The sequence below is a fragment of the Helicovermis profundi genome, from assembly GCF_033097505.1.
Lineage (GTDB): Bacteria > Bacillota > Clostridia > Peptostreptococcales > Acidaminobacteraceae > Helicovermis > Helicovermis profundi.
On the sequence record NZ_AP028654.1, the window covers coordinates 2,790,960 to 2,815,045 of the forward strand.

The 24,086-nt window shown below is 34.4% G+C and carries 16 protein-coding genes and 3 rRNA genes; 1 reads left to right on the forward strand and 18 read right to left on the reverse strand.

Annotated features, from left to right (window positions below; all coding sequences use genetic code 11):
- Positions 1-235: 235 nt before the first annotated feature.
- From nrdJ to AACH12_RS12820, 8 genes are all read right to left on the reverse strand, one after another.
- Entirely contained in the window at positions 236-2,596 is a 2,361-nt protein-coding gene (nrdJ, locus tag AACH12_RS12785) for a ribonucleoside-triphosphate reductase, adenosylcobalamin-dependent (RefSeq protein WP_338535766.1), read from the reverse strand.
- A 256-nt stretch (positions 2,597-2,852) separates the two neighbouring features.
- Positions 2,853-3,362: a thioredoxin family protein gene (locus tag AACH12_RS12790; RefSeq protein ID WP_338535767.1), complete on the reverse strand. Its 510-nt coding sequence runs from the start codon at positions 3,360-3,362 to the stop codon at positions 2,853-2,855.
- Positions 3,363-3,576: 214 nt separating this feature from the next.
- A 5S ribosomal RNA gene (rrf, locus tag AACH12_RS12795) occupies positions 3,577-3,693 on the reverse strand.
- A 106-nt stretch (positions 3,694-3,799) separates the two neighbouring features.
- Positions 3,800-6,725 (reverse strand): 23S ribosomal RNA (locus AACH12_RS12800).
- Positions 6,726-7,128: 403 nt separating this feature from the next.
- Positions 7,129-8,662 (reverse strand): 16S ribosomal RNA (locus AACH12_RS12805).
- Together the 16S, 23S and 5S rRNA genes form the textbook arrangement of a ribosomal RNA operon.
- 536 nt (positions 8,663-9,198) lie before the next feature.
- Complete coding sequence (gene dusB / locus AACH12_RS12810; protein ID WP_338535768.1) at positions 9,199-10,152, reverse strand: tRNA dihydrouridine synthase DusB; 954 nt, start codon at positions 10,150-10,152, stop codon at positions 9,199-9,201.
- Between the two features lie 11 nt (positions 10,153-10,163).
- Positions 10,164-10,931 (reverse strand): type III pantothenate kinase, encoded by a 768-nt coding sequence (locus tag AACH12_RS12815; RefSeq protein ID WP_338535769.1) that lies wholly within the window; start codon positions 10,929-10,931, stop codon positions 10,164-10,166.
- Between the two features lie 80 nt (positions 10,932-11,011).
- Entirely contained in the window at positions 11,012-11,998 is a 987-nt protein-coding gene (locus tag AACH12_RS12820; RefSeq protein WP_338535770.1) for a biotin--[acetyl-CoA-carboxylase] ligase, read from the reverse strand.
- Positions 11,999-12,309: 311 nt separating this feature from the next.
- On the opposite strand from AACH12_RS12820, the gene AACH12_RS12825 reads away from it, so the two are divergent.
- Positions 12,310-13,131: a CPBP family intramembrane glutamic endopeptidase gene (locus tag AACH12_RS12825; protein ID WP_338535771.1), complete on the forward strand. Its 822-nt coding sequence runs from the start codon at positions 12,310-12,312 to the stop codon at positions 13,129-13,131.
- Between the two features lie 71 nt (positions 13,132-13,202).
- Here AACH12_RS12825 and AACH12_RS12830 read toward each other — a convergent pair whose 3' ends face one another.
- The 10 genes from AACH12_RS12830 to AACH12_RS12875 form a co-directional block, all read right to left on the reverse strand.
- Positions 13,203-14,432, reverse strand: coding sequence for a sodium ion-translocating decarboxylase subunit beta (locus AACH12_RS12830; protein WP_338535772.1), 1,230 nt, complete (start codon positions 14,430-14,432; stop codon positions 13,203-13,205).
- Between the two features lie 35 nt (positions 14,433-14,467).
- Positions 14,468-14,860, reverse strand: a complete 393-nt coding sequence (locus tag AACH12_RS12835) for a biotin/lipoyl-containing protein (RefSeq protein ID WP_338535773.1) — start codon at positions 14,858-14,860, stop codon at positions 14,468-14,470.
- A gap of 17 nt (positions 14,861-14,877) precedes the next feature.
- The gene (locus AACH12_RS12840; protein WP_338535774.1) at positions 14,878-15,306 is read right to left on the reverse strand and encodes an OadG family protein; all 429 of its coding nucleotides are present in this window, start codon (positions 15,304-15,306) and stop codon (positions 14,878-14,880) included.
- 17 nt (positions 15,307-15,323) lie between these two features.
- Complete coding sequence (locus AACH12_RS12845; RefSeq protein WP_338535775.1) at positions 15,324-16,862, reverse strand: acyl-CoA carboxylase subunit beta; 1,539 nt, start codon at positions 16,860-16,862, stop codon at positions 15,324-15,326.
- Between the two features lie 36 nt (positions 16,863-16,898).
- Entirely contained in the window at positions 16,899-17,300 is a 402-nt protein-coding gene (gene mce / locus AACH12_RS12850; RefSeq protein WP_338535776.1) for a methylmalonyl-CoA epimerase, read from the reverse strand.
- 49 nt (positions 17,301-17,349) lie between these two features.
- Complete coding sequence (gene meaB / locus AACH12_RS12855) at positions 17,350-18,279, reverse strand: methylmalonyl Co-A mutase-associated GTPase MeaB (protein ID WP_338535777.1); 930 nt, start codon at positions 18,277-18,279, stop codon at positions 17,350-17,352.
- Between the two features lie 134 nt (positions 18,280-18,413).
- Positions 18,414-18,809, reverse strand: coding sequence for a cobalamin B12-binding domain-containing protein (locus AACH12_RS12860; RefSeq protein ID WP_338535778.1), 396 nt, complete (start codon positions 18,807-18,809; stop codon positions 18,414-18,416).
- A 25-nt stretch (positions 18,810-18,834) separates the two neighbouring features.
- Positions 18,835-20,511, reverse strand: coding sequence for an acyl-CoA mutase large subunit family protein (locus AACH12_RS12865; RefSeq protein WP_338535779.1), 1,677 nt, complete (start codon positions 20,509-20,511; stop codon positions 18,835-18,837).
- A 667-nt stretch (positions 20,512-21,178) separates the two neighbouring features.
- The gene (locus AACH12_RS12870; protein WP_338535780.1) at positions 21,179-22,360 is read right to left on the reverse strand and encodes an NAD(P)-dependent malic enzyme; all 1,182 of its coding nucleotides are present in this window, start codon (positions 22,358-22,360) and stop codon (positions 21,179-21,181) included.
- A 116-nt stretch (positions 22,361-22,476) separates the two neighbouring features.
- Entirely contained in the window at positions 22,477-23,976 is a 1,500-nt protein-coding gene (locus tag AACH12_RS12875; RefSeq protein WP_338535781.1) for an acetyl-CoA hydrolase/transferase family protein, read from the reverse strand.
- Between the last annotated feature and the right edge of the window lie 110 nt (positions 23,977-24,086).

Below are 24,086 nucleotides of genomic sequence, written 5' to 3' on the forward strand. Positions count from 1 at the left end.
AAATATGTTGTATTGGAACGGTAGAAACTAGTTATAATAATAATTATAGCATTTTTAGTATAAGTTTTTCAATATATAATTTTTTTAATACTGTATATATTATTTTTTCATTTATCAACTTAATTTTACTAAGTTAATAAATAATCTATCATAAGTTTACCCATTAAATCTTCTATAAAACAAAATAATAGTGCTTTTATTAGCACTATTATTTTAACAAATCTATTATATTGACCTATCTTATAGGACAAGCTCCTGTTTCACAACCTTCATTTCCTATATCGAAATCTATTTCTTCTTTCTCGTATTTAGATATTAAAGAAGGAATAAATGGTTGCATGGCATTTAACTTTTCATAATATTCCTCTTCACTTATAGACTCATAAGGTAATAGCTCGTAAAAACTATCATCTAAAGACAAGAATGAAACCGCCATTACTTCGTCCCAATGTTTCCATACCCACTCTTCAACTTCATCCCATTCATGATTTCTAACATGAATTGTTATCGAACAATTATGGTCAACATAATTATCCATAAATAATTTATAATTTTCTAGTTGTTCAATTGCAGAAACATCATACTTAGTTTTGCCTAGTGGCGATTTAACTGGAAATTCTACAACTTTAGTTGTACACGTTTCAATTTCCTGACCTACTTCTGGGAATACTGGGTAATTAAGTTCCTCACAAACTTTAACTAGTGGATCATCAGCACTTATCCTTACTCTTCTTATATAATATGGCGAATGTGAATAATGTACACCACTTGAAACAGTAGGAAGTTGACTTAAGGTACCCTCTGGTTTAACCGTAGTAACTAGAAGTGGAACAGGTCCTCCAAGCTCCATAGCATACATTTCTGCTTCTTTTTTTGCAACGTCTCTCATTTTTCTAAGTAAGTCTGCCTGTTCTTCTTTACTCATATCTGTGGCATTAACCATATCCTGCCATCCCGTCAATGAGCATCCAAGTAATCTATCTCTTTTTTGAACTGCATCCCATGCAGGAATTTCAAGTTCTACTGTAGTCATTCTGTAACTTGCTCTCGCAGAAAGTCTTTGCGCTTTAAATAATCCATTAGTATCCAAAGAACCATCTTCTTTTACAAAAGCGTAAACATTTAATGTAGTTAAATTACATAAACCTTTATTATCTAAAAGAATTTCTCCACATGGATTTACTCCATTAAAATTCGTCCTTCTTTTTTCTCCAGCTTCTGCGTTTACCCAAGCAGGTTCCCCAGAATACCTCATTCTTTCAATTTGCCAATGCAACCTTTCTCTAGTTGGTTTTTTTGTGTAGTATATAGAATTATTACTCATCTGTCTATGAATAATTTCCTTATCTACTATCCATTTACCCTCTTCTTGCTTATAAAGACTAGTTTTAGCATCAATTGCTTCATTATCATTTTCATCGACTAATACTATTTCAGCCGTTCTTCTTACTCCACCAACAACAACATTTTCACCAATAATATTAGAAATATCTAAACAATCAATTGGTCTTAACTTAATTTTTTTATAAATATCGGTTGCTCCATCTCTAAGTGCTGCTTTCTTGATAGTTCTTGAAATCTTTTCGAACATATTTTTAAGTGAAGTATGACCACTTGCAGTACCACCAAATGAATTTAGTTTTTCACCTTTTGGCCTAACGTGATCATAATCAACAATAATTGTTTTAATATTTCTATATTCATTTGAATAAAGTAATTTAAAGAAGAAATCTAAAGATTGAACCCACCCTTCCTTACTATCACCTACGGTTATTTTTACAGTGTTATTATAAAAGAATTCTAAACTAGTTGAGTCTTCTCTCTCTTTTTTAGGAATTGCAGAATAATCTTTATGAATTAATTCATAATCAGATCTAACTTTTGGCAATTTTTCAACATCTTCTTTTAATATTCTTACTCCTACTCCAGAACCAATCATTAATAGATAAAAAACATCTCTAAATGCCTCAAAATCATTAATTACCTGAAAAGAACAATTATAATTTGCCATAGGATAATCTTTTGCTACAGAAGTGTTTCCTACCCAAAACGTCCTTCCTGAAAGAAATTGTCTTAAATTAAAGATATTATCAAATAAATTTTCCGCTTCTTCTCTTGGTGAATTCGTTAAACTACAATTATATTCAACAGCTCGTCTAACAGTTTCCCACCAATGTTCTCTACGTTTTTCATCAGGAAGCCACCTAGAATACGTTCTATAATAAACAAAATTTCCTATTTGTTTAAGTGGCGAAACCATATGTTTATATGTGCTAATGAATTCGTCAGATAATAATCTCGAATCACCCTTTCTTTTTGAACGAGTTTTATCTTGCTCGTTTCTGTAAATTATATATCTCTTAGCAACATCTTTTCTTGTACTATCCATAAGTTTAATTTCAACTAAATCTTGAATATCCTCTACGCTTACTTCTTCTTTATTTTCTAAAAAAGTAAGTATTTCACTTCCGATTTGATTGCTTAACTTAGAATCGGTTCCATTTTTAGTTTCACTCATAGCATTTTCAATAGCTCTTACAATTTTCTTTACATCAAATTCAACTGATGCATTGTTTCTCTTGATTACCTTTAACAAATAAATTCCCCCTATTTATAATAATTACAACATGTAGTTGATTTTTTATATTTTCACACTATATATTGTATCATTTGATTTAAATATTACAACAGAATAATTTATAAGTTTATTCATAAACAGCAAAAAAACAAATATTTTTGTTGTTTATAAACAATAATATTTGTTTCTTTTCTTTATTTTAAATTACTAATCCTCTAAAACACTCAATTTATATTTTAAATAATTCTGTATTATTAATAATTTTTATTAATTTCTACAAATCTCTTTTAATTATTTCAATAATCTCTTTTATTGTCTCTCCAATATACAATCCATTTCTATATTCTTTCATATTCACAATTCGTTTAACTTGATTTTCTTCATTTTCTAATTCCAAAATTTCTTGCGGCCTTTCAATAAATTGTCCTTTAATTTTGTAGGTATTATTCATAACTATAATAGTAGGTATTTTCACCTCATCTAGTCCTGTTAATTCTTTTATATCATTTTCAAAACCGTTTCTCGGAAGAATTCTAAATTCAATTTTCTTATTAAATTTACTTAATATCTGAAGTGCAGATATATTTACTGTGCAATCTGGACACCATAATTCACCAAACACAAGAATTTTTGTTTTTATATTTAATAATTCTATTTCATTTTTTAATCCTTCATCTATTGAACTATTATCAGAAAACTTCAGCATTATTTCTTTATGCTTACTTTCATCATTTAATATAAACTTCTCAAATTTTATTCCTTTATTGTATAATTTTTTAATCATAATATTTACCTCCAATTTAAAAAATAGTACAAAAATAATAATGCAAGTTTATTTGAAATACTACCCTATTATTATCTTTTTACCCATTTATTTCACTTGTAATCATATTCCCTTTTATGATTACAAGTGAAATAAAAACAGAAAACACATAATTTACAAGCAAGCTTGTATTATGTGTTTTCTGTTTTTTGTTGCACCGCTTTTTTCTTTCGAAAACTAGCAACGACCTACTCTCCCAGGGGACTGCTCCCCAAGTACCATCGGCGCTAAGAAGCTTAACTTCTGTGTTCGGTATGGGTACAGGTGTAGCCTTCTTGCCATCATCACTAGATTCATTTGCTACAATTTACTTCATTCACTGAATTACTCGCAAATTCTATCAAATATATTTGGAATTATTCTTCCAAAACTGCATATGGATTAAACGTTTTTTTCTTGTGGTCAAGACCTCGACCTATTAGTATCTATCAGCTTCATACATTGCTGCACTTTCACCCTAGACCTATCAACCAGATTTTCTACCTGGGGTCTTACTCACTTGAAGTGATGGGAAATCTTATCTTAAGAGGGGCTTCGCGCTTAGATGCCTTCAGCGCTTATCCTTTCCATACTTAGCTACTCAGCTATGCTCTTGGCAGAACAACTGATACACCATTGGTATGTCCATCCCGGTCCTCTCGTACTAAGGACAGATTCTCTCAAATTTCCTGCGCCCACAGCGGATAGGGACCGAACTGTCTCACGACGTTCTGAACCCAGCTCGCGTGCCTCTTTAATGGGCGAACAGCCCAACCCTTGGGACCTAATTCAGCCCCAGGATGAGACGAGCCGACATCGAGGTGCCAAACCTCCCCGTCGATGTGGACTCTTGGGGGAGATAAGCCTGTTATCCCCGGGGTAGCTTTTATCCGTTGAGCGACGGCCCTTCCATTCGGTACCGCCGGATCACTAAGTCCTACTTTCGTACTTGCTCGACCTGTATGTCTCGCAATCAAGCTCCCTTCTGCCTTTGCACTCTTTGAATGATTTCCAACCATTCTGAGGGAACCTTTGAGCGCCTCCGTTACTCTTTGGGAGGCGACCGCCCCAGTCAAACTGCCCGCCTGACATTGTCCCTGTACCGGATCACGGTACCAGGTTAGAACGCTGATATACAAAGGGTGGTATCCCAAAGGCGACTCCTCACAAACTGGCGTTCATGTATCACAGTCTCCCACCTATTCTGTACATTATATATCAAAGTCCAGCGCCAAGCTGCAGTAAAGCTCCACGGGGTCTTTCCGTCCTGCTGCGGGTAACCGGCATCTTTACCGGTACTACAATTTCACCGAGTCTATTGTTGAGACAGCGCCCAAATCGTTACGCCTTTCGTGCGGGTCGGAACTTACCCGACAAGGAATTTCGCTACCTTAGGACCGTTATAGTTACGGCCGCCGTTTACTGGGGCTTCGATTCAATGCCTCGCTTACGCTAACATCTCCTCATAACCTTCCAGCACCGGGCAGGCGTCAGCCCCTATACTTCATCTTTCGATTTAGCAGAGACCTGTGTTTTTGGTAAACAGTCGCTTGGGCCTATTCTCTGCGGCCGACCTTAGCTCTGAACCTAGATCGGCACCCCTTCTCCCGAAGTTACGGGGTCATTTTGCCGAGTTCCTTAACAATAGTTATCTCGCTCACCTTAGTATTCTCTACCTACCTACCTGTGTCGGTTTACGGTACAGGCACCTTTTATCTAAATAGCGGCTTTTCTTGACAGTGTGAAATCAGTTACTTCGTTACTTGTTTTTCACTCCCCATCACACATCATATGAACAATACGCCGGATTTACCTAACATATCTAACTCTGTGCTTGGACGTACTCTTCCATTCGTACGCTTAACCTATCCTTCTGTGTCACCACTTCTTTCATACAATAAACGGTGGTACAGGAATCTTTACCTGTTGTCCATCGACTACGACTTTCGTCCTCGCCTTAGGTCCTGACTTACCCTGAGCGGACGAACCTTCCTCAGGAACCCTTAGGTTTTCGGTGGGCAGGATTCTCACCTGCCTCTCGCTACTCATGCCAACATTCTCTCTTCTGCAAAGTCCACAGCTCCTTACGGTACTGCTTCGCTCCATGCAGAATGCTCCCCTACCCATATACGATAGTATATGCCAAAGCTTCGGTAGTAGATTTTAGCCCCGGTAATTTTCGGCGCACAATCACTCGACTAGTGAGCTATTACGCACTCTTTAAATGAGTGGCTGCTTCTAAGCCAACATCCTAGTTGTCTAAGCAACTGCACATCCTTTCCCACTTAATCTACATTTTGGGACCTTAGCTGTTGGTCTGGGCTGTTTCCCTTTCGACCACGAATCTTATCATACGTAGTCTGACTCCTAAATTAAAGATTCCGGCATTCGGAGTTTGATAGGCTTCGGTAGTCGGTGAAAACCCCTAGGCCATTCAGTGCTCTACCTCCGGATCTCATCATTTAAGGCTAGCCCTAAAGCTATTTCGGGGAGAACCAGCTATCTCCGAGTTCGATTGGAATTTCTCCGCTATCCACAAGTCATCCCAACCTTTTTCAACAGATATGGGTTCGGGCCTCCACAAAATTTTACTTTTGCTTCACCCTGCTCATGGATAGGTCACCCGGTTTCGGGTCTACGACATGCAACTAATTCGCCCTCTTAAGACTCGCTTTCGCTTCGGCTCCTTGTCTTAAACAATTAACCTCGCTACATATCGTAACTCGTTGGCCCGTTCTACAAAAAGTACCCGGTTGTTCTCGTATGGAACTTCCGGTGCTTGTAAACATAGGGTTTCAGGTTCTTTTCACTCCCCTCCCGGGGTTCTTTTCACCTTTCCCTCACGGTACTATTCTCTATCGGTCACTAGGTAGTATTTAGCCTTGGGAGATGGTCCTCCCTGTTTCCCACAAAGTTTCACGTGCTCCGTGGTACTCTGGATTAGAGTCGCGGGTCTTCATCTTTCGCCTACTGGACTTTCACCATCTTCGGTTCGCATTCCCATACGATTCGGCTAGACTACCTCCATCACTTTATTCTCTATCCACAACCCCGACTTCCGTAGATGTCGGTTTGGGCTCTTCCCCGTTCGCTCGCCGCTACTTAGGGAATCGATTTTTCTTTCTCTTCCTTCAGGTACTTAGATGTTTCAGTTCCCTGAGTTTCCTTCTCATAACCTATTTATTCAGTTATGGATGACTAGTTATTACACTAGCCGGGTTTCCCCATTCGGACATTTCCGGATCTACACTCGCTTGCAGCTCCCCGAAACTTTTCGCAGCTTACCACGTCCTTCATCGGCTCCTAGTGCCAAGGCATCCGCCCTATGCTCTTATTCTCTTGACCTTTTTTTCATTATAATTTACTTCACATTTCTTCGTCATCTCTTCGCTAAATCACTTGCGTATTAGATACGCGCGCTTTTTTGCTCATCGTTTCCTTGAACTGTTCGTAAATTTTAATGAAAACCTTTTGTTTAACTGATTTATTTGCATAAACTTCGTTAAACGATGAGTGTTACTACTTTAATAGTAATAACTTTATTTAAACAGCTTTCGCTTTTTAAACTTGTTTCATTTGTTTCTTTTGTCTTCTCGTTTTTTATCCATATGCAGTTTTCAAAGAACAATCATCGCCTAAGCGACTTTAACACACAACCACAACAACATTTTCATCATGATTTTGCATTTCTAATTTGAAAGTATTAAACTTTCAAAACTGAACAGTAATAAACCTTTAGTCTCCTTAGAAAGGAGGTGATCCAGCCGCACCTTCCGATACGGCTACCTTGTTACGACTTCACCCTAGTCATTGATTTCACCTTCGACAGCTTCCTCCACTTACGTGGTTAGATCACCGGCTTCGGGTGCCCCCAACTTCCATGGTGTGACGGGCGGTGTGTACAAGACCCGGGAACGCATTCACCGCGACATTCTGATTCACGATTACTAGCAACTCCAACTTCATGTAGGCGAGTTGCAGCCTACAATCCGAACTGAGATCGGCTTTTTAGGATTCGCTCCAGATCACTCCTTAGCTGCCCGTTGTACCGACCATTGTAGCACGTGTGTAGCCCAAATCATAAGGGGCATGATGATTTGACGTCATCCCCACCTTCCTCCGGTTTGTCACCGGCAGTCTCTCTAGAGTGCCCAGCTTGACCTGATGGCAACTAAAAATAGGGGTTGCGCTCGTTGCGGGACTTAACCCAACATCTCACGACACGAGCTGACGACAACCATGCACCACCTGTCTTATATGTCTCCGAAGAGAAATACTCGATTAAGAATAGGTCATATAGATGTCAAGATTTGGTAAGGTTCTTCGCGTTGCTTCGAATTAAACCACATGCTCCGCTGCTTGTGCGGGTCCCCGTCAATTCCTTTGAGTTTCATACTTGCGTACGTACTCCCCAGGCGGAATACTTAATGCGTTAGCTCCGGCACCGAGATTCGACTCCCGACACCTAGTATTCATCGTTTACGGCGTGGACTACCAGGGTATCTAATCCTGTTTGCTCCCCACGCTTTCGTGCCTCAGTGTCAGTTACAGTCCAGAAAGTCGCCTTCGCCACTGGTGTTCCTCCTAATATCTACGCATTTCACCGCTACACTAGGAATTCCACTTTCCTCTCCTGCACTCAAGTCTAACAGTTTCAAAAGCTTACATCGGTTGAGCCGTTGCCTTTCACTTCTGACTTGTTAAACCACCTACGCACCCTTTACGCCCAATGATTCCGGATAACGCTTGCACCCTACGTATTACCGCGGCTGCTGGCACGTAGTTAGCCGGTGCTTATTCCTAAGGTACCGTCTTTTATCTTCCCTTAGAAAAGAGTTTTACAACCCGAAAGCCTTCATCACTCACGCGGCGTTGCTGCATCAGGCTTGCGCCCATTGTGCAATATTCCCCACTGCTGCCTCCCGTAGGAGTCTGGACCGTGTCTCAGTTCCAGTGTGGCCGATCACCCTCTCAGGTCGGCTACTGATCGTCGCCTTGGTAAACCGTTACTCTACCAACTAGCTAATCAGACGCGGGTCCATCCTATACCGCCGGAGCTTTTACCACTGAATCACTCAATTCTGTGGTCTTATAAGGTATTAATCACCGTTTCCAGTGGCTATCCCTTTGTATAGGGTAGGTTACCCACGCGTTACTCACCCGTCCGCCGCTTTCCATCAACTCATTCACCCGAAGGTTCATTCATTAACTTCACGCTCGACTTGCATGTGTTAGGCACGCCGCCAGCGTTCATCCTGAGCCAGGATCAAACTCTTAAAAAAATTTGCTGGCGTTTTTATACTTGTTTCTTCAAGTTCGTTTTTTATACTTGCTCGCAAGTTTGTTTCCTTCATCATTTTGACTAGGTTCCGCTTAAACATACTTTGCTTTTTCAAACAAACTTACATTCTCACGTTTTTACTGTTCAGTTTTCAAAGTTCAATTTTTCTTATTTGTTCGCCTCATCAGACGACTTCTTTATCTTAACACTAATGTTTCTTATTGTCAAGCTTTTTTAAAAACTTTTTTACATCAAGTTTTTTTTATATTGCCTCCGCTTTTTTCTCTTCGCTTCATCAGCAACTGTTATAGAATAACACCTCCGAAGCTCACTGTCAACACTTTTTTTAATTATTATTATTTTTATTTATACTTTTTCATATGTTTTCTTTATATGGTATGCACGTACACTTTCAACTACTACATATAGATGTTTTTTAAAAAATAAACCTTATATATTTTTATTTTAATTTGCTCTAAAAAAAAACAAATTAAAACGATCAATAAACAAGGTTTAAAATCATTCATTTTACTATAATTATATCAAAGATTTTAATAAACACTTTAAGTCTTCCTTACAAGTAGTTCTATTAATCAAGTTTTTTATTTTAGCACTATTTTTTATTCCTTTAATGTACCAAGAAGCATGCTTTCTCATTTCTAAGATTGCTATTCTCTCCCCCTTTAAGTCAATTAAATATTCAAAATGTTTTAAAGTGGTTTCAATTATTTCATTTATAGTGGGTTTAGAAATTATTTTCCCAGTTTTAAAATAAGTATCAATTTCTCTAATTAACCAAGGATTGCCTTGTGCTCCTCTTGCAACCATTATAGCATCAACCTCAGTTTCATTTTTAAGCCTAATTGCATCTTTAACAGAAAAAACATCCCCATTTCCTATAACCGGTATACTAACATTTCTCTTAACTTCTTTTATAATATTATAATCCGCTTTGCCAGAATAAAATTCATCTCTTGTTCTACCATGAATTGTAATTGCATCAACCCCTGCTTTTTCAGCTAAAATTGCAATCTCAACAGCATTAACTGAATTTTCATCCCAACCCTTTCTTATTTTGACTGTTACAGGTTTTGATGAAACTTCCTTTGTTATTTTCATTATTTCATATGCAAGTTTCGGATTCTTCATAAGAGCTGATCCATCACCATTTTTAACAATTTTAGGAGCAGGACACCCCATATTTATATCAAGAATATCATTTTCACTTTTATTTAAACTCTCTACCACCACTTCATATACTTTTGGATCCGAACCAAATATCTGAAGTGCGATTGGTTTTTCATTTTTATCAATTTTCATAATTCGTTTTGTTTTTTCATCATTATAAAATAAAGCTTTAGTTGATATCATTTCGGATACCATAAGTCCTACTCCAAATTCTTTGCAGATTTTCCTAAATGCAAAGTCTGTTACACCCGCCATTGGACCGAGAATAACATCACTTTTTAACTCAATATTTCCTATCTTCATATACTCTCCTGTTATTTATTCATCGAATAAATATAATACAATCCATCAAGCGTTAAATACTTATCTACAACATCTATTAATTCTGCTTCTGAAGCAATAAGATTCGATAAACCACCAGTTGCCACTACCTTTACATTATCTTCATTTATTTCTTTTTTCATTCTTTTAACAATATACTCAACAGAACCAACATAACCATATATAATTCCTGATTGAATACTTTTTGTAGTATTTTTGCAGATAACATTTTCCGGCTTTATAAGTTCTACTCTAGTTAGTTTTGCAGCATTTTGAAATAATGCATCACTTGATATCTTTATTCCAGGAAGAATAGCCCCACCTAAATATTCGAATTTGCCTGTTATAGCACAAAAAGTTGTTGCTGTACCAAAATCAACTACAATTAAAGGGCCTCCATACTTTTTAAACGCACTCACGGCATTTACGATTCTATCCGCTCCAACCTGTTTAGGGTCATAGTATTTTATATTCATGCCAGTTTTTATACCTGGTCCAACCACAATCGCTTCACAGTCACAATATTTGTAAGCCATATGTTGTAGAGAGTACATAATAGTTGGAACCACTGATGAAATAATTACATCAGATACATCTTTTAAACATATCCCTTCATATTTAAATAATTGATCTACTAATATACCGATTTCATCCGCAGATTTTTTCTTATCAGTGGACATTCTCCAATCTTTTAACAATTTTCCTTCTTTGTAAACACCAAGAACTATATTGGTGTTTCCCACATCAAACGCTAATAACATATCTTCACCACTCTTTTAATTAATTAATTTTTATAATTTTTTCTTCTAACAACAACAATAGTCTTTTATAATTGAAGCTATTACAAATAACCCGCTACACCTCTAATTGAAACTTCACCATAAAATACTACGCTCTCTTTTCCATCTTTATCTCTTACCATTAATTCTCCGTCTCTATTTAAATCATATGCATATGCCTCAAATGTTTCGTTTCGTCTTATTATAAAAACATCTCTATTTAAAGTAACAGATTTTTTTTTGTTTATATCTAAAACTTCATTAAATTCTTTGTTTTTGATATATTCATTATAAAATTTATAAAAATAATATATTACTTTTTCGATGATTTTTTTTCTATCTATTTCAAGACCTGATTCGAGAAATAAGGAAGATGCAATATCCGATATTTCTTCAGGAAATGACTTAGTATTAACATTAATACCTATTCCAACTACAATAAAATTTATCTCTCCAAGTTCTGAATTCATTTCCGTTAATACACCAGCAATTTTTTTACCATTTATAATTATATCATTTGGCCATTTAATACCAACATTTAGATTATAAAATTCTTCAATAGCTGTTACTATTGCCGCTGAAGCAATTTGAGTAATCTTCGATGCATCAGTTGGATTAAGATTCGGTTTTAATAATAAAGACATCCAAACACCTGAACTTTCCGACGACAACCATTTTCTTCCAAGTCTACCTTTGCCATCAGTTTGGATATCCGATATGACTAAAACATTTTCCATATTACTATTTCTTCCAATTTCTTTAGCATACTCATTTGTAGAATTTATTGAATCAAAATAAAAAACTTCTTCTACATTACTTCCTTTTGACTTTAAAAGTAGAGTAATTTCTTCTTTACTATATATATTCTTATCATCTAGTAATTTATAACCTTTTTTAGGGGCAGATTCAATATTGTAACCACTCGCTTTTAGTTGCTTTAAAACTTTCCAAATTGAAGTTCTACTTACCCCTAATAAATTTGATATCTCCTCACCAGAAACAAACTTATTCTTATGTTCTTTTAATATGGATATTATTTTTTCTTTCATCTATTACTCCATTTTTATAGATTTTTAAAACTTCTGTCTTGCTTGAATTCTATCACATTAAAAAAAATTTTTAAAGAAAAAAGAAGCTTTTAAACTTAATACAAAACATCATTTTTTAATAATTTCTAATATCAAGCAAATACAATATTTGCCTTCACAAAATTCTTAACACTAAAAATGTTTAAGCGAAATGATTAATCTTTGTTTTATTATTGACAATCTAATTGTTAAATGGTAATATTTTATTATTGTTTTACAATGTCAATTTTATTATTACATACCATATTATGATATTATTTCAAGGAGGTTATATGAAAAAGCCTATCAAAGCAATTTTAATTAGTTTAGGATTAGTGTTATTATTTTTTTCGGTTCAATTTTTTACTTCAGTATCCGCAGGAATTACATATTCTGTTTCTGCAAGTTCAAACGGCATAACGCCTGATCCAAAATTTATCCAAGACTCTATTATGTCGCATATAAATACAATTCTTATAATCAGCGATTTCCTACTCCTTTTTATACTCTGGATTGCATTTGTTATAAAAAGAGTAAAAATAAAAGAATATATTTCTTTTTCAAAACTTTCACTAAAAAATTTGCCTGTTTTTATTGGAATTTCTTTCTTAGCTCAATCACTTAGTACATTTTTATTAACACTTACAAATTACATTCACCCAATTGAAAATAGTTACAATGATATGCTTGCAGTTTTAAAATCACAAAGTATCTTTATAACTATTATTTCAGCTGTAATATTAGCACCAATTACAGAAGAAATACTATTTCGAGGTATTATTTTTAAGAAATTACACAATAATATAAATTTAAAGACCGCTATAGTGATTCAAGCAATGTTATTTTCATTTGTTCATTTCAATTTAGCTCAAACACTCCCTACGTTTCTACTTGGCGTAGTGCTCGCATACATGTATTACAAAACTAATAATTTATGGGTACCAATTTTTATTCACATTATCTATAATGGACTTGCAACATTTATCACTAATGTAGATGAGAATATGCAAACCATCTTAGCTATCGGAATGCATTCAATCGCTGTGATTACAGTTATTTATTTAATTTATTTATATACAAAAAAGAGAAAAATTCTTAAAGTTGCTACTGACTAAACAAATATTAAAATAAATTTGACCCTCTAATAATAGAGGGTCATTTTTTTACAATATTATATTTAACTTATTTAGTATAAGAATAGCGATAAAAGAACACCAGCTGAAACCGCTGAACCAATTACGCCAGCAACATTAGGTCCCATCGCATGCATAAGTAGGAAGTTAGAAGGATTTTCTTTTTGTCCTACTACCTGCGAAACTCTTGCAGCCATTGGTACAGCTGAAACTCCAGCAGAACCAATAAGAGGATTAATCCTTCCTCCACTTACTTTGTTCATAAATTTAGCCATAAGTACACCAGCTGCTGTTCCAATTGCAAATGCTAATGCTCCTAAAACAATAATCGCAAGTGTTTGTGCAACTAAAAATTTATCTGCGCTTGCAGTTGCGCCAACTGAAACTCCAAGGAATATTGTAACAATATTCATAAGTCCATTTTTGGCTGTATCTTCTAGTCTTCCAACTACTCCGGACTCTTTAAATAAGTTACCTAACATAAGCATACCAATAAGAGTTGTAGCAGGTGGAACTATTAGAGAAACAATAACTGTAACCATTATCGGAAAAAGAATTTTTTCAAGAGTCGAAACGTGTCTCATTTGTTCCATTTTAATAACTCTTTCTTCTTTAGTAGTTAATAATTTCATTATTGGTGGTTGAATAACTGGAACAAGCGCCATATATGAATATGCAGCAACTGCAATTGAACCTAATAATTCAGGTGCCATTTTAGAAGCAACATATATTGCTGTTGGTCCATCAGCACCACCGATAATAGCGATTGCACTCGCTTGTTGTGCTGTAAATAATCCTGATGCTATTGCACCAATGAATGTAATAAATATACCAAACTGTGCGGCTGCACCAAGAAGTAATGATTTAGGATTCGCAATAAGTGGACCAAAGTCTGTCATTGCACCAACACCCATAAAAATAAGTGGAGGGAATATTCCTAGATGATCACCTTGGAACAAATAGTAAAGAAGTCCACCAGGTTGATTTAATTCTAAAATACCTTGTCCTGCATTCGATACATTTAATAATGTACCATGAGCATCAGGCGATTTTGCAACTAAATCCATAATAGGAGTTGACATCATACCTGAAAGAGGCAAGTTTGTAAGTAGCATTCCAAATGCTATAGGCAATAACAAAAGTGGTTCAAAACCTTTTTTAATAGCCAAGTAAAGCAAAAGAAAAGCTATCATTATCATAAGTACATTACCCCACATTCCATTTACAGCAAATATAGCGTATATACCAGTTGATTTAATAAAATCAATTATAGCTTGTAGCATAGCGCTTCCTCCTTTAAATAATCAAATAAATTCTGTTATTCCATTACAATTAGTACGTCACCAGAATTTACAGATGCGCCATTTTGTACTTGAACTGATACAATTTTACCAGCTGACGGTGCCATAATTTCATTTTCCATTTTCATAGCTTCTAGTATAAGTAACACTTGACCATCAGTAACTGAATCACCTTCAGATACTTTTACATCTAATACTGTTCCAGGCATTGGAGCATTAATACTATTTCCACCAGCAGGCGCTGCTTTTGGTGCTGCTTTTGGTGCTACTTTTGGTGCAGGCGCCGCCTTTGGTGTAGGTGCTGCTGGAGTAGCCGACACTGCTCTTGGCGCAGAAACTGATGAACCGCCAACCTCTTCAACTTCTACTTCAAACGTTTTACCATTAACAGTTATATTAAACTTCTTCATTTTTATTTATCCCCCTATTACTTCTTTATATTAACCTTACTATTTATCAAATTACTTCTACCAGCCACACCCCATGCAGGAGTTGAGTCTTTAACTCTTACAATATTACTTACTACTATATTATGAATAGAAGTATTTAGTGACGAAGCAATAGCTGCTGTAATTACTGAAATAAGTTCTTCATTAATTTCATCATCTTCTTTAGTTACTACATTTTTAAGAACAGCTTCTTTTTTAACTACTTGTATATTATTTTTCTTATTTTCAGCTTTATTAACAATATGAGATAGTAAACTTGTACTATATCTAATAATTATTAAAGCAGCAAACGTTATACCCATACCTAAAATAGTAACAACTAACGAAGCCGTCATTTTAGCAGAAAAACTCATGTTCATAATAGTATTTGGATCTTTAAACTGCTGTAAAATTTCACTTATATTCATATTAACACCCCTTCACTTTATAGTGGAATATTTCCATGCTTTTTAGGAGGCATTTCTTCTCTCTTAGATTTAAGCATATCAAAAGCATCAATTAATCTTGGTCTAGATGAGCTTGGTTCAATTACATCATCAACAAAACCTCTCTCTGCAGCTTTATATGGAGTTGCAAATTCATTCGTATAATCATCTATCAAAGTTTTTCTCATAGTAATAGGATCATCAGCACCAGAAATTTCTTTTCTAAATATAATATTCGCAGCACCTTGAGGTCCCATTACTGCAATTTCAGCACTTGGCCACGCAAGAACAAGATCTGCTCCAAGGTCTTTAGAACACATAGCAAGATAAGCTCCGCCATATGCTTTTCTAATAATTAAAGATACTTTTGGAACAGTAGCTTCGCTATATGCATAAAGCATTTTTGCACCATGTCTTATAATTCCACCATATTCTTGAGAAGTTCCAGGTAAAAATCCAGGAACATCGACAATAGTTAAGAGTGGAATATTAAATGAATCACATGTTCTCACAAATCTAGCCGATTTATCAGAAGCATTTATATCTAAACATCCCGCTAAAACTTTTGGCTGATTAGCAACAATACCTACTGATTCACCATTAATTCTTGCAAAACCTGTAACGATATTCTTTGCAAAATGAGGTTGATACTCAAAGAAATCTGCATCATCCACAATTAACTTAATAACGTCATGGATATCATAAGGTTTATTAGGATTATCTGGAATAATTGAATTTAATTCTTCAATTATTATATTACTTTCTCCACCATCAAAAGTAGGAGCTGTCTCCATATTATTAGATGGTAAGAAACTTAACAATCTTCTTATTTCTGAAATACATTCTTCATCATTACTTACTATAGTATGAGCAACACCACTAATTCTGTTGTGTGTCATAGCTCCACCTAAAGCTTCAGCAGTAACATCTTCACCAGTAACAGTCTTAATAACCTGAGGACCTGTTATAAACATTTGAGAAGTTTTATCTACCATAAAAGTAAAATCAGTAAGTGCTGGAGAATAAACTGCCCCACCTGCACATGGTCCCATTATTGCAGTTATTTGAGGAATTACTCCAGAAGCTAAAGTATTTCTATAGAATATTTTTCCATATCCAGAAAGTGCATCAACCGCTTCTTGAATTCTTGCCCCACCAGAGTCATTCAACCCAACTACCGGAGAACCAACTTTCATTGCATTATCCATAACTTTACAAATTTTAGCTGCGTGCATTTCTCCAAGAGATCCACCTACTACAGTAAAATCTTGAGAATAAGCGTAAACAAGTCTTCCATCAACTTTTCCATAACCTGTTACAACGCCTTCTGCTGGAGCATCAACTTTTTCCATTCCAAAATTTGTACATCTATGCTTTACAAAAGCATCTAATTCTACAAATGAACCCTCATCAAATAATAAATTGATTCTTTCTCTAGCAGTTAATTTGCCTTTTTCATGTTGCTTTTGTACTCTTTTTTCTCCACCGCCAAGAGCAATTTTTTCTTTTCTCTGACGTAAATCTTGAAGCTTGGACATATTAAACCTCCTATATTTAATTGCAAAATGCAATTTTTACCTTTCTGTTAATTCTACCAATACTCTATTTGTTGTTTTAGGATGTACAAATGCAATTCTAGCTCCACCTGCACCATAACGAGGTTTTTCATCGATCATTCTCATGCCTTTATTCTTCATATCTTCTATTGCTTTTTCAATATTTTCAACTTTAAAAGCGATATGTTGAATTCCTTCTCCACTTCTTTCAATATGTTTTGCAATAGGTCCATCTTCTGATGTTGACTCTAAAAGTTCGATTTCAGAATCTCCTACTGGTAAAAACGCTACCCTTACCTTTTGTTCTTCTACAACCTCAATTCCGCCTAATTCCAAACCTAACACTTCAGAATATACTTTTACGGCATCATCAAGATTTTTTACAGCAATACCAATATGGTCAATCTTCATAGCTTTCATATTTACGCTCCTTTTATTCTTTATTAGTTTTATTAAAATTAATTATTTACTAAATAACTTCCTCAATAATTTTTGTGCACGCAGTATATGGATCTAATTTTCTACTTGCCACATCTTTAGATAATCTATTTATTTGCTTTTCTTTATATGATTTATCTAGCACAATGCTAGTAATTTTCTCTTTTACTAATTCAATAATTTCACTTTTTGAATTTTCTTCTCGCCTTATTAAAAACTTGCCAGTATCTTTCATATAATATCTATGCTTTTTAATAGAATCTAAGAGCTTATCTACACCTTCATTTTTAACAGCAGTAACTAAATCTACAGATGGTCTCCACTCTTTCTTGCTAAAATCAAGCATAATATTTATTTCCCTTGCAGTTTTCCTCGCACCATCTCTGTCCGCTTTATTTACTGCAAAAATATCACCAATTTCCATAACACCTGCTTTTATAGCTTGAATGTCATCTCCAAGACCCGGAACCATTACCATAACAGTAGTATCGCAGTTTTTCACAATATCAATTTCAGACTGACCTACACCAACTGTTTCAATAATAATATAGTCCATGCCATATAAATCAAGCACTTTTACAGCAGCCATAGTTCCCTCTGAAATACCACCAAGATGTCCTCTAGCTCCCATACTTCTTACAAATACACCTTTATCTACAGATAAATCACTCATTCTAACCCTGTCACCTAAAATCGCTCCGCCTGTAAAAGGACTTGTAGGGTCAACAGCTATAATTCCAACTTTTTTTCCTTCGCTTCTAAGTATTTTAACAAGTTTATCAGTAAGTGTACTTTTACCAGCACCAGGAGGTCCAGTTATACCTATGATGTATGCATTTCCGCTTTTATCATAATTGTCTTTTATCACTTCAAAAGCTTCTGGAATTTTATTTTCAACCATAGAAATTAATCTTGCAGCAGCTCTTCTATTTCCTTCAATTAGTTTCTTGCCTAAATCCATAGTTTCACCCACTTAAAATTATACAACTTGGCCTTATGTATCTTTTGTTACAAATTTAGTTTGACAATTAATTTTTATCAAACAAATTTATTAATCAAGGTGATGCTAATTTGTCATCACCTTGATTAACAGTATTATTTTCTTACATTTGCTTTAATAAAATCTATAGTAACCGACGTTGGAGTGCCTGGTGTAAACACCTCAGAAACACCATTTTCTTTTAAGAACGGAATATCATCCACAGGAATTACTCCACCACCAATTAATAAAATATCTTTAGCATCTTCTTCAAGTAACAATTTATTTATTTTAGGAAACAAAGTATTGTGCGCTCCTGAAAGAATACTTACTGCAACACAATCAACATCCTCTTCAATTGCTGCACTAACAATTTGATCCGCTGTTTGTCTTAGACCAGTATAAATAACTTCCATTCCTGCATCTCTAAGTGCTCTTGCTATAACTTTTGCTCCTCTATCATGTCCATCTAAGCCTGGCTTAGCAACTAAAACTCTAATCGGTCTATCCATTGTAATCCTCCTTAAAAATTAATAATTATATAACCACTGATTGCTCGTACTCACCGAATTCGTCTCTCATAACTCCACAAATTTCCCCTAGAGTTGCGTATTCTTTAACAGCTTCCAATATAATTGGCATTAAATTTTCGTCAGTATTACAAGCTTTTCTAAGAGTTTCAAGTTTTTCATTAACATTATCATTATTTCTATTGCTTCTTAAATCTTTAAGATTTTTCTTTTGATCTTCTCCAACACTTAAATCCACTCTAAGAAGTCCAGTTGGTGGTTTTTCTTCAATTTGGAATTTATTCATTCCTACAACTACTATCTCACCAGTTTCAACTTGCTTTTGATAATCATATGAAGCATCCATAATTTCTTGTTGAATATATCCTGCATCAATCGCTTTTGGAGCACCACCTAAATCATCAATCTTAGTAATATACTCCATAGCTTTCTCTTCAATTTCATTTGTTTTTGCTTCAATATAATATGATCCAGCAAGTGGATCAACTGTATTTGTAACACCACTTTCATGAGCAACTATCTGTTGAGTTCTAAGTGCCGTTCTAACAGAATCTTGCGATGGAAGGGCTAACGCTTCATCTTTTGAATTAGTGTGAAGCGACTGAGTTCCACCTAAAACTGCTGCTAGTGTTTGAATTGCGACTCTAACAATATTGTTTTCTGGTTGCTGAGCTGTTAAAGTAGAACCACCTGTTTGTGTATGGAACTTAAGTTGCATAGATTTAGGATTTTTAGCGTTAAATCTTTCTTTCATAATTTTAGCCCATAATCTTCTTGCCGCTCTATATTTAGCAACTTCTTCAAGTAAATCATTATGAGCATTAAAGAAGAATGATAATCTAGGTGCAAAAGTATCCACATCAAGACCTGCTTTAATAGCAGCTTCAACATATGCTATACCATCGGCTATAGTAAAGCCAACTTCTTGAGCTGCAGTAGAACCAGCTTCTCTAATATGATAACCCGAAATACTTATTGTATTCCAAAGTGGAACTTCTTTAGAACAATATTCAAAAATATTTGTAATCAATCTCATAGAAGGATCAGTAGGGAATATATAAGTACCACGAGCAATATATTCTTTTAAAATATCATTTTGAATAGTACCTCTTAGTTTTTCTGCAGAAACACCTTGTTTCTCCGCTACTGCAATGTACATTGCAAGTAATACTGCCGCAGGAGCATTTATTGTCATTGATGTACTTACCTTATCAAGAGGAATTCCATCGAATAAAATTTCCATATCTGCTAAAGAATCTATTGCAACACCAACTTTTCCAACTTCACCTTCACTTAAGCTATGATCTGAATCATAACCAATTTGTGTAGGAAGGTCAAAAGCAACAGATAATCCGCCAGAACCTTGTTCAACTAAATATTTATATCTTTCATTAGATTCCTTTGCTGTTGCGAAGCCTGCATACATTCTCATAGTCCAAAGTCTACCTCTATACATAGTTGGCTGAACACCTCTAGTATAAGGATAGCTTCCTGGAAATCCAATCTTTTCTTCAAAATTAACATCACCTAAATCTGACGGGTTATAAAGTCTATTTATAACATCTCCAGAACCAGTAGTAAATACATCTCTTCTTTCAGGTCTTTTTTCTAAAGCTTTTTTTGTCTTTTCATCAAAACTTATAGCATCTTTTTTAATCTGTGCTATTTTCTCATTATCAAACATCTAGCTTTCCTCCTCGGAATATTACCTGTACATAATTTTGTAGCCTCTGGGTATATATGAAACAAAACATAATTATTTTATTTCATATCATTTTCCCTATTAGAATATCACAATATATATAAAAAAGTAGCTTATATTTAAAAGTATAATTGTATACTTTCACGCAAATGTATATATGAATATTTTCTTGCAAGTTATATTTTTCAACATTTACATTTAGTCTTTATAGTTTCAAGTGTAAAAATGAATATAAACTTGCATTATATTATTTCAGCATACTATCTATAGCACCTGTAGGTTTTGCAATACGTTCATCAAATTATATGCTGATTATAAAAAATTTTTTTTTATAATTTAAAGTATTTTTTATAAAAACAACTTTATTAATGACTAATTTTGCAAATTAACTTGCATTTTAGAAAAATAAAATTTTCTTAATAAATATTAATATTTATTATAAATGATTTAAGTTCTTATTTTATTTTACCAACTTTTAATACCAATCCATATATTAGTTCATAATAAAATTCTTCTTTAAAGCTATTGATTTATTATAAGAAACTAATGCATCTCTCTTTCAGCAAAATAATATCACTTAAACTTTTACAAGTACAGATAATAAATAAGATATTACGATAATACGCCATAATAAATAATACATTTTTTATTATAAGCTTAATTTTTTAACAACATTTTCTTCGATAGCTTTTTTCTTAACCGCCATAGATACTTTTGGTACAATTCGTTTATCGAAAGGCAGTGGTAGAATTTTATCTACACTTAATTCTTCCTCATCTAATACATCAGCAATTGCTCTTGCTGCTGCCATTTTCATGCCTTCTGTTATTTCCTTTGCATATACATCAAGAGCGCCTCTAAATATACCCGGAAATGCAAGTACATTATTTATTTGATTTGGATAATCACTTCTACCAGTACCTACAATAAACGCCCCGCCTTTCTTTGCTTCATCTGGACTTATTTCAGGGTTAGGATTTGCCATTGCAAATACAAGCGGTCTTTCATTCATTGACATAATCATCTCTTTTGTAACAACATTTGGTGCAGATACCCCAATAAATACATCTTTATTTTTTATTACTTCCTTTAAAGACCCTCTTTCCTTATGTTTATTGGTAATAAGAGCAAGTGCTTTCTTTGCTTCATTTATATCATCACTATTTTCATCAAGTGCGCCATCTATATCACACATAACGATATCATCTACACCTAAATTAAGTAGTAGTTTTGCAATAGCAGTTCCAGCAGAACCAGCACCGTTTATAACTATTCTAGCATCAGTAAGTTTTGTTCCTCTAACTTTAAATCCATTAATTAAAGCCGCACCAACAATTATTGCTGTACCATGCTGATCATCATGAAAAACCGGAATATCCATTTCTTCTTTAAGTCGCCTTTCGATTTCAAAACATCTTGGAGCTGCAATATCTTCAAGGTTAATCCCACCAAATACAGGTTCAAGAGCTTTTACAATATTAACAATTTCATCAACGTCTTTTGTTTCAAGACAAATAGGAAAAGCATTGATTCCTGCAAATTCTTTAAACAACACAGCTTTACCCTCCATTACAGGAATTGATGCTTTTGCTCCAATATCGCCAAGTCCAAGTACTGCAGTTCCATCTGTTACAACAGCAACAGTATTACCTTTCATAGTATAACTATAAACTAAGTCTTCATTTTTATTAATTTTTCTACACGGCTCCGCTACTCCTGGAGTATAGGCCAGCGAAAGAGCAGTTTTACTATCTACTTTCACTTTGCTTTCAATTGAAAGTTTTCCCTTTAATTCTAAGTGCATTTTTAAAGCTTCTTCATTATAATTCATACTGTCCTCCATTATGTGTTTGTTGAACTTTAATTCGATAATATACTTTTTCGTTCGTCTTCTCACAAATAGAATAACATATTTAACTCAAATTTTCTTGTTTTTTACTAGTATAATTATTTTTTCATTGATCCATTTTTAATAAATCTTTCATGAAAGGCTAGAGCCTCACCAATAACATGAGGAGTATGTTTATATGCATTTTTTTCAGCTCTATCTACATAATCAAATAACAAGTCCTTATAAGACGGATGGGCACAATTTTCAATTATTTTTCTTGATCTTTCCCTAGGTGAAAGACCTCTTAAATCTGCGAGTCCTTGCTCAGTAACTACAATATGAACATCATGTTCTGTATGATCGACATGAGACACCATTGGTACTATCGAAGAAATATCGCCATTTTTTGCTGTCGATACTGTAGTAAAAATTGTTAAATATCCATTTCTAGTAAAATCTCCAGAACCACCAATCCCATTCATCATTCTTGAACCCATAATATTTGTTGAATTCACATTTCCATAAATATCAATTTCAATAGCTGTATTCATAGCAATTATCCCAAGTCTTCTAATTACTTCAGGATTATTACTAATCTCCATAGGTCTAAGAATGCAATGAGATGCATAATACTCAGTATTTTCAAGTAATCTTTTTAACCCTTCTTCAGATGGAGTAAATGATGTGCCTGATGCAAATTTAACTTTACCAGCATCTATAAGATCAAACATTGAATCTTGAATAACTTCTGTGTAACATGTTAGATTCGTAAATTCAGATTCTTTTAGTCCTCCAAGAACGGCATTTGCAACCGAACCAACACCGGACTGAAGTGGAAGTAAATTTTCAGGAAGTCTACCCTCTTTAACTTCATCTTTTAAAAACTCTATTATGTGGTTCGATATTTTTTTTGAATTTTCATCAATAGCTCCAAGAGGTCTAACATTATCTGGAATATCTGATTCTACTATTGCAACGATTTTCTCTAAATCACATTCCATATAAGTTTTACCAATTCTATCATCCGGATTAATTATCGGTATAGGTTTTCGCTTCGGTGGTTTTTCTGTCATATAAATATCATGAACCCCTTCAAGAGCCATTGGTTGTGATGTATTAATTTCTACAATTATTTTATCTGCATTTTTTAAAGCTTGAGGAGAAATACCTACTGAAGTCGTTGGTACAATCCCACCATCTTCTGTAATACAAAGAGCTTCAACTATTGCTATATCAATGTTTCCATAATATCCATAATCAATATGCTGAGGTACATGACTCAAATGATGGTCTGCATAAAAAGTAGAGCCACTATTTATATTGTTTCTCATATCTTTTTGAGTCTGGTAAGGATACCTCCTTTTTATTACACCTGCTCTAGAAAGTGCTCCATCAAGTTCATCTCCAACGGATGCTCCAGTAATTAAAGATATTTCAATTTTTTCTCCCGCATTCGCTCTCTTTGCTAATTCAAGAGGAACTTTCTTTGGATAACCTGATGGTGTAAATCCACTTGATGCTACTGTCATTCCGTCTTTTATAAAAAGAGAAGCATCCCTCGCACTCATAACTTTACTCTTTAAAAATTCATTTCTAATTCTTTTATTAAAATTCATTAATTTCCCTCCTTAAACATTTACAAAAAAAGAGTTAGATTAATCGTTTAAGATAATCTAACTCCTAATTTTTATTTATTAATTAAAAGGTCATTTTAATTACATAAAAA

Coding starts and splice junctions, on each gene's coding strand:
- AACH12_RS12790 (WP_338535767.1), bottom strand. CDS start 3,362: ATGATTAAAAAATTATACAATAAAGGAATAAAATTTGAGAAGTTTATA.
- dusB (WP_338535768.1), bottom strand. CDS start 10,152: ATGAAGATAGGAAATATTGAGTTAAAAAGTGATGTTATTCTCGGTCCA.
- AACH12_RS12815 (WP_338535769.1), bottom strand. CDS start 10,931: ATGTTATTAGCGTTTGATGTGGGAAACACCAATATAGTTCTTGGTGTT.
- AACH12_RS12820 (WP_338535770.1), bottom strand. CDS start 11,998: ATGAAAGAAAAAATAATATCCATATTAAAAGAACATAAGAATAAGTTT.
- AACH12_RS12825 (WP_338535771.1), top strand. CDS start 12,310: ATGAAAAAGCCTATCAAAGCAATTTTAATTAGTTTAGGATTAGTGTTA.
- AACH12_RS12830 (WP_338535772.1), bottom strand. CDS start 14,432: ATGCTACAAGCTATAATTGATTTTATTAAATCAACTGGTATATACGCT.
- AACH12_RS12835 (WP_338535773.1), bottom strand. CDS start 14,860: ATGAAGAAGTTTAATATAACTGTTAATGGTAAAACGTTTGAAGTAGAA.
- AACH12_RS12840 (WP_338535774.1), bottom strand. CDS start 15,306: ATGAATATAAGTGAAATTTTACAGCAGTTTAAAGATCCAAATACTATT.
- AACH12_RS12845 (WP_338535775.1), bottom strand. CDS start 16,862: ATGTCCAAGCTTCAAGATTTACGTCAGAGAAAAGAAAAAATTGCTCTT.
- mce (WP_338535776.1), bottom strand. CDS start 17,300: ATGAAAGCTATGAAGATTGACCATATTGGTATTGCTGTAAAAAATCTT.
- meaB (WP_338535777.1), bottom strand. CDS start 18,279: ATGGATTTAGGCAAGAAACTAATTGAAGGAAATAGAAGAGCTGCTGCA.
- AACH12_RS12860 (WP_338535778.1), bottom strand. CDS start 18,809: ATGGATAGACCGATTAGAGTTTTAGTTGCTAAGCCAGGCTTAGATGGA.
- AACH12_RS12865 (WP_338535779.1), bottom strand. CDS start 20,511: ATGTTTGATAATGAGAAAATAGCACAGATTAAAAAAGATGCTATAAGT.
- AACH12_RS12870 (WP_338535780.1), bottom strand. CDS start 22,360: ATGAATTATAATGAAGAAGCTTTAAAAATGCACTTAGAATTAAAGGGA.
- AACH12_RS12875 (WP_338535781.1), bottom strand. CDS start 23,976: ATGAATTTTAATAAAAGAATTAGAAATGAATTTTTAAAGAGTAAAGTT.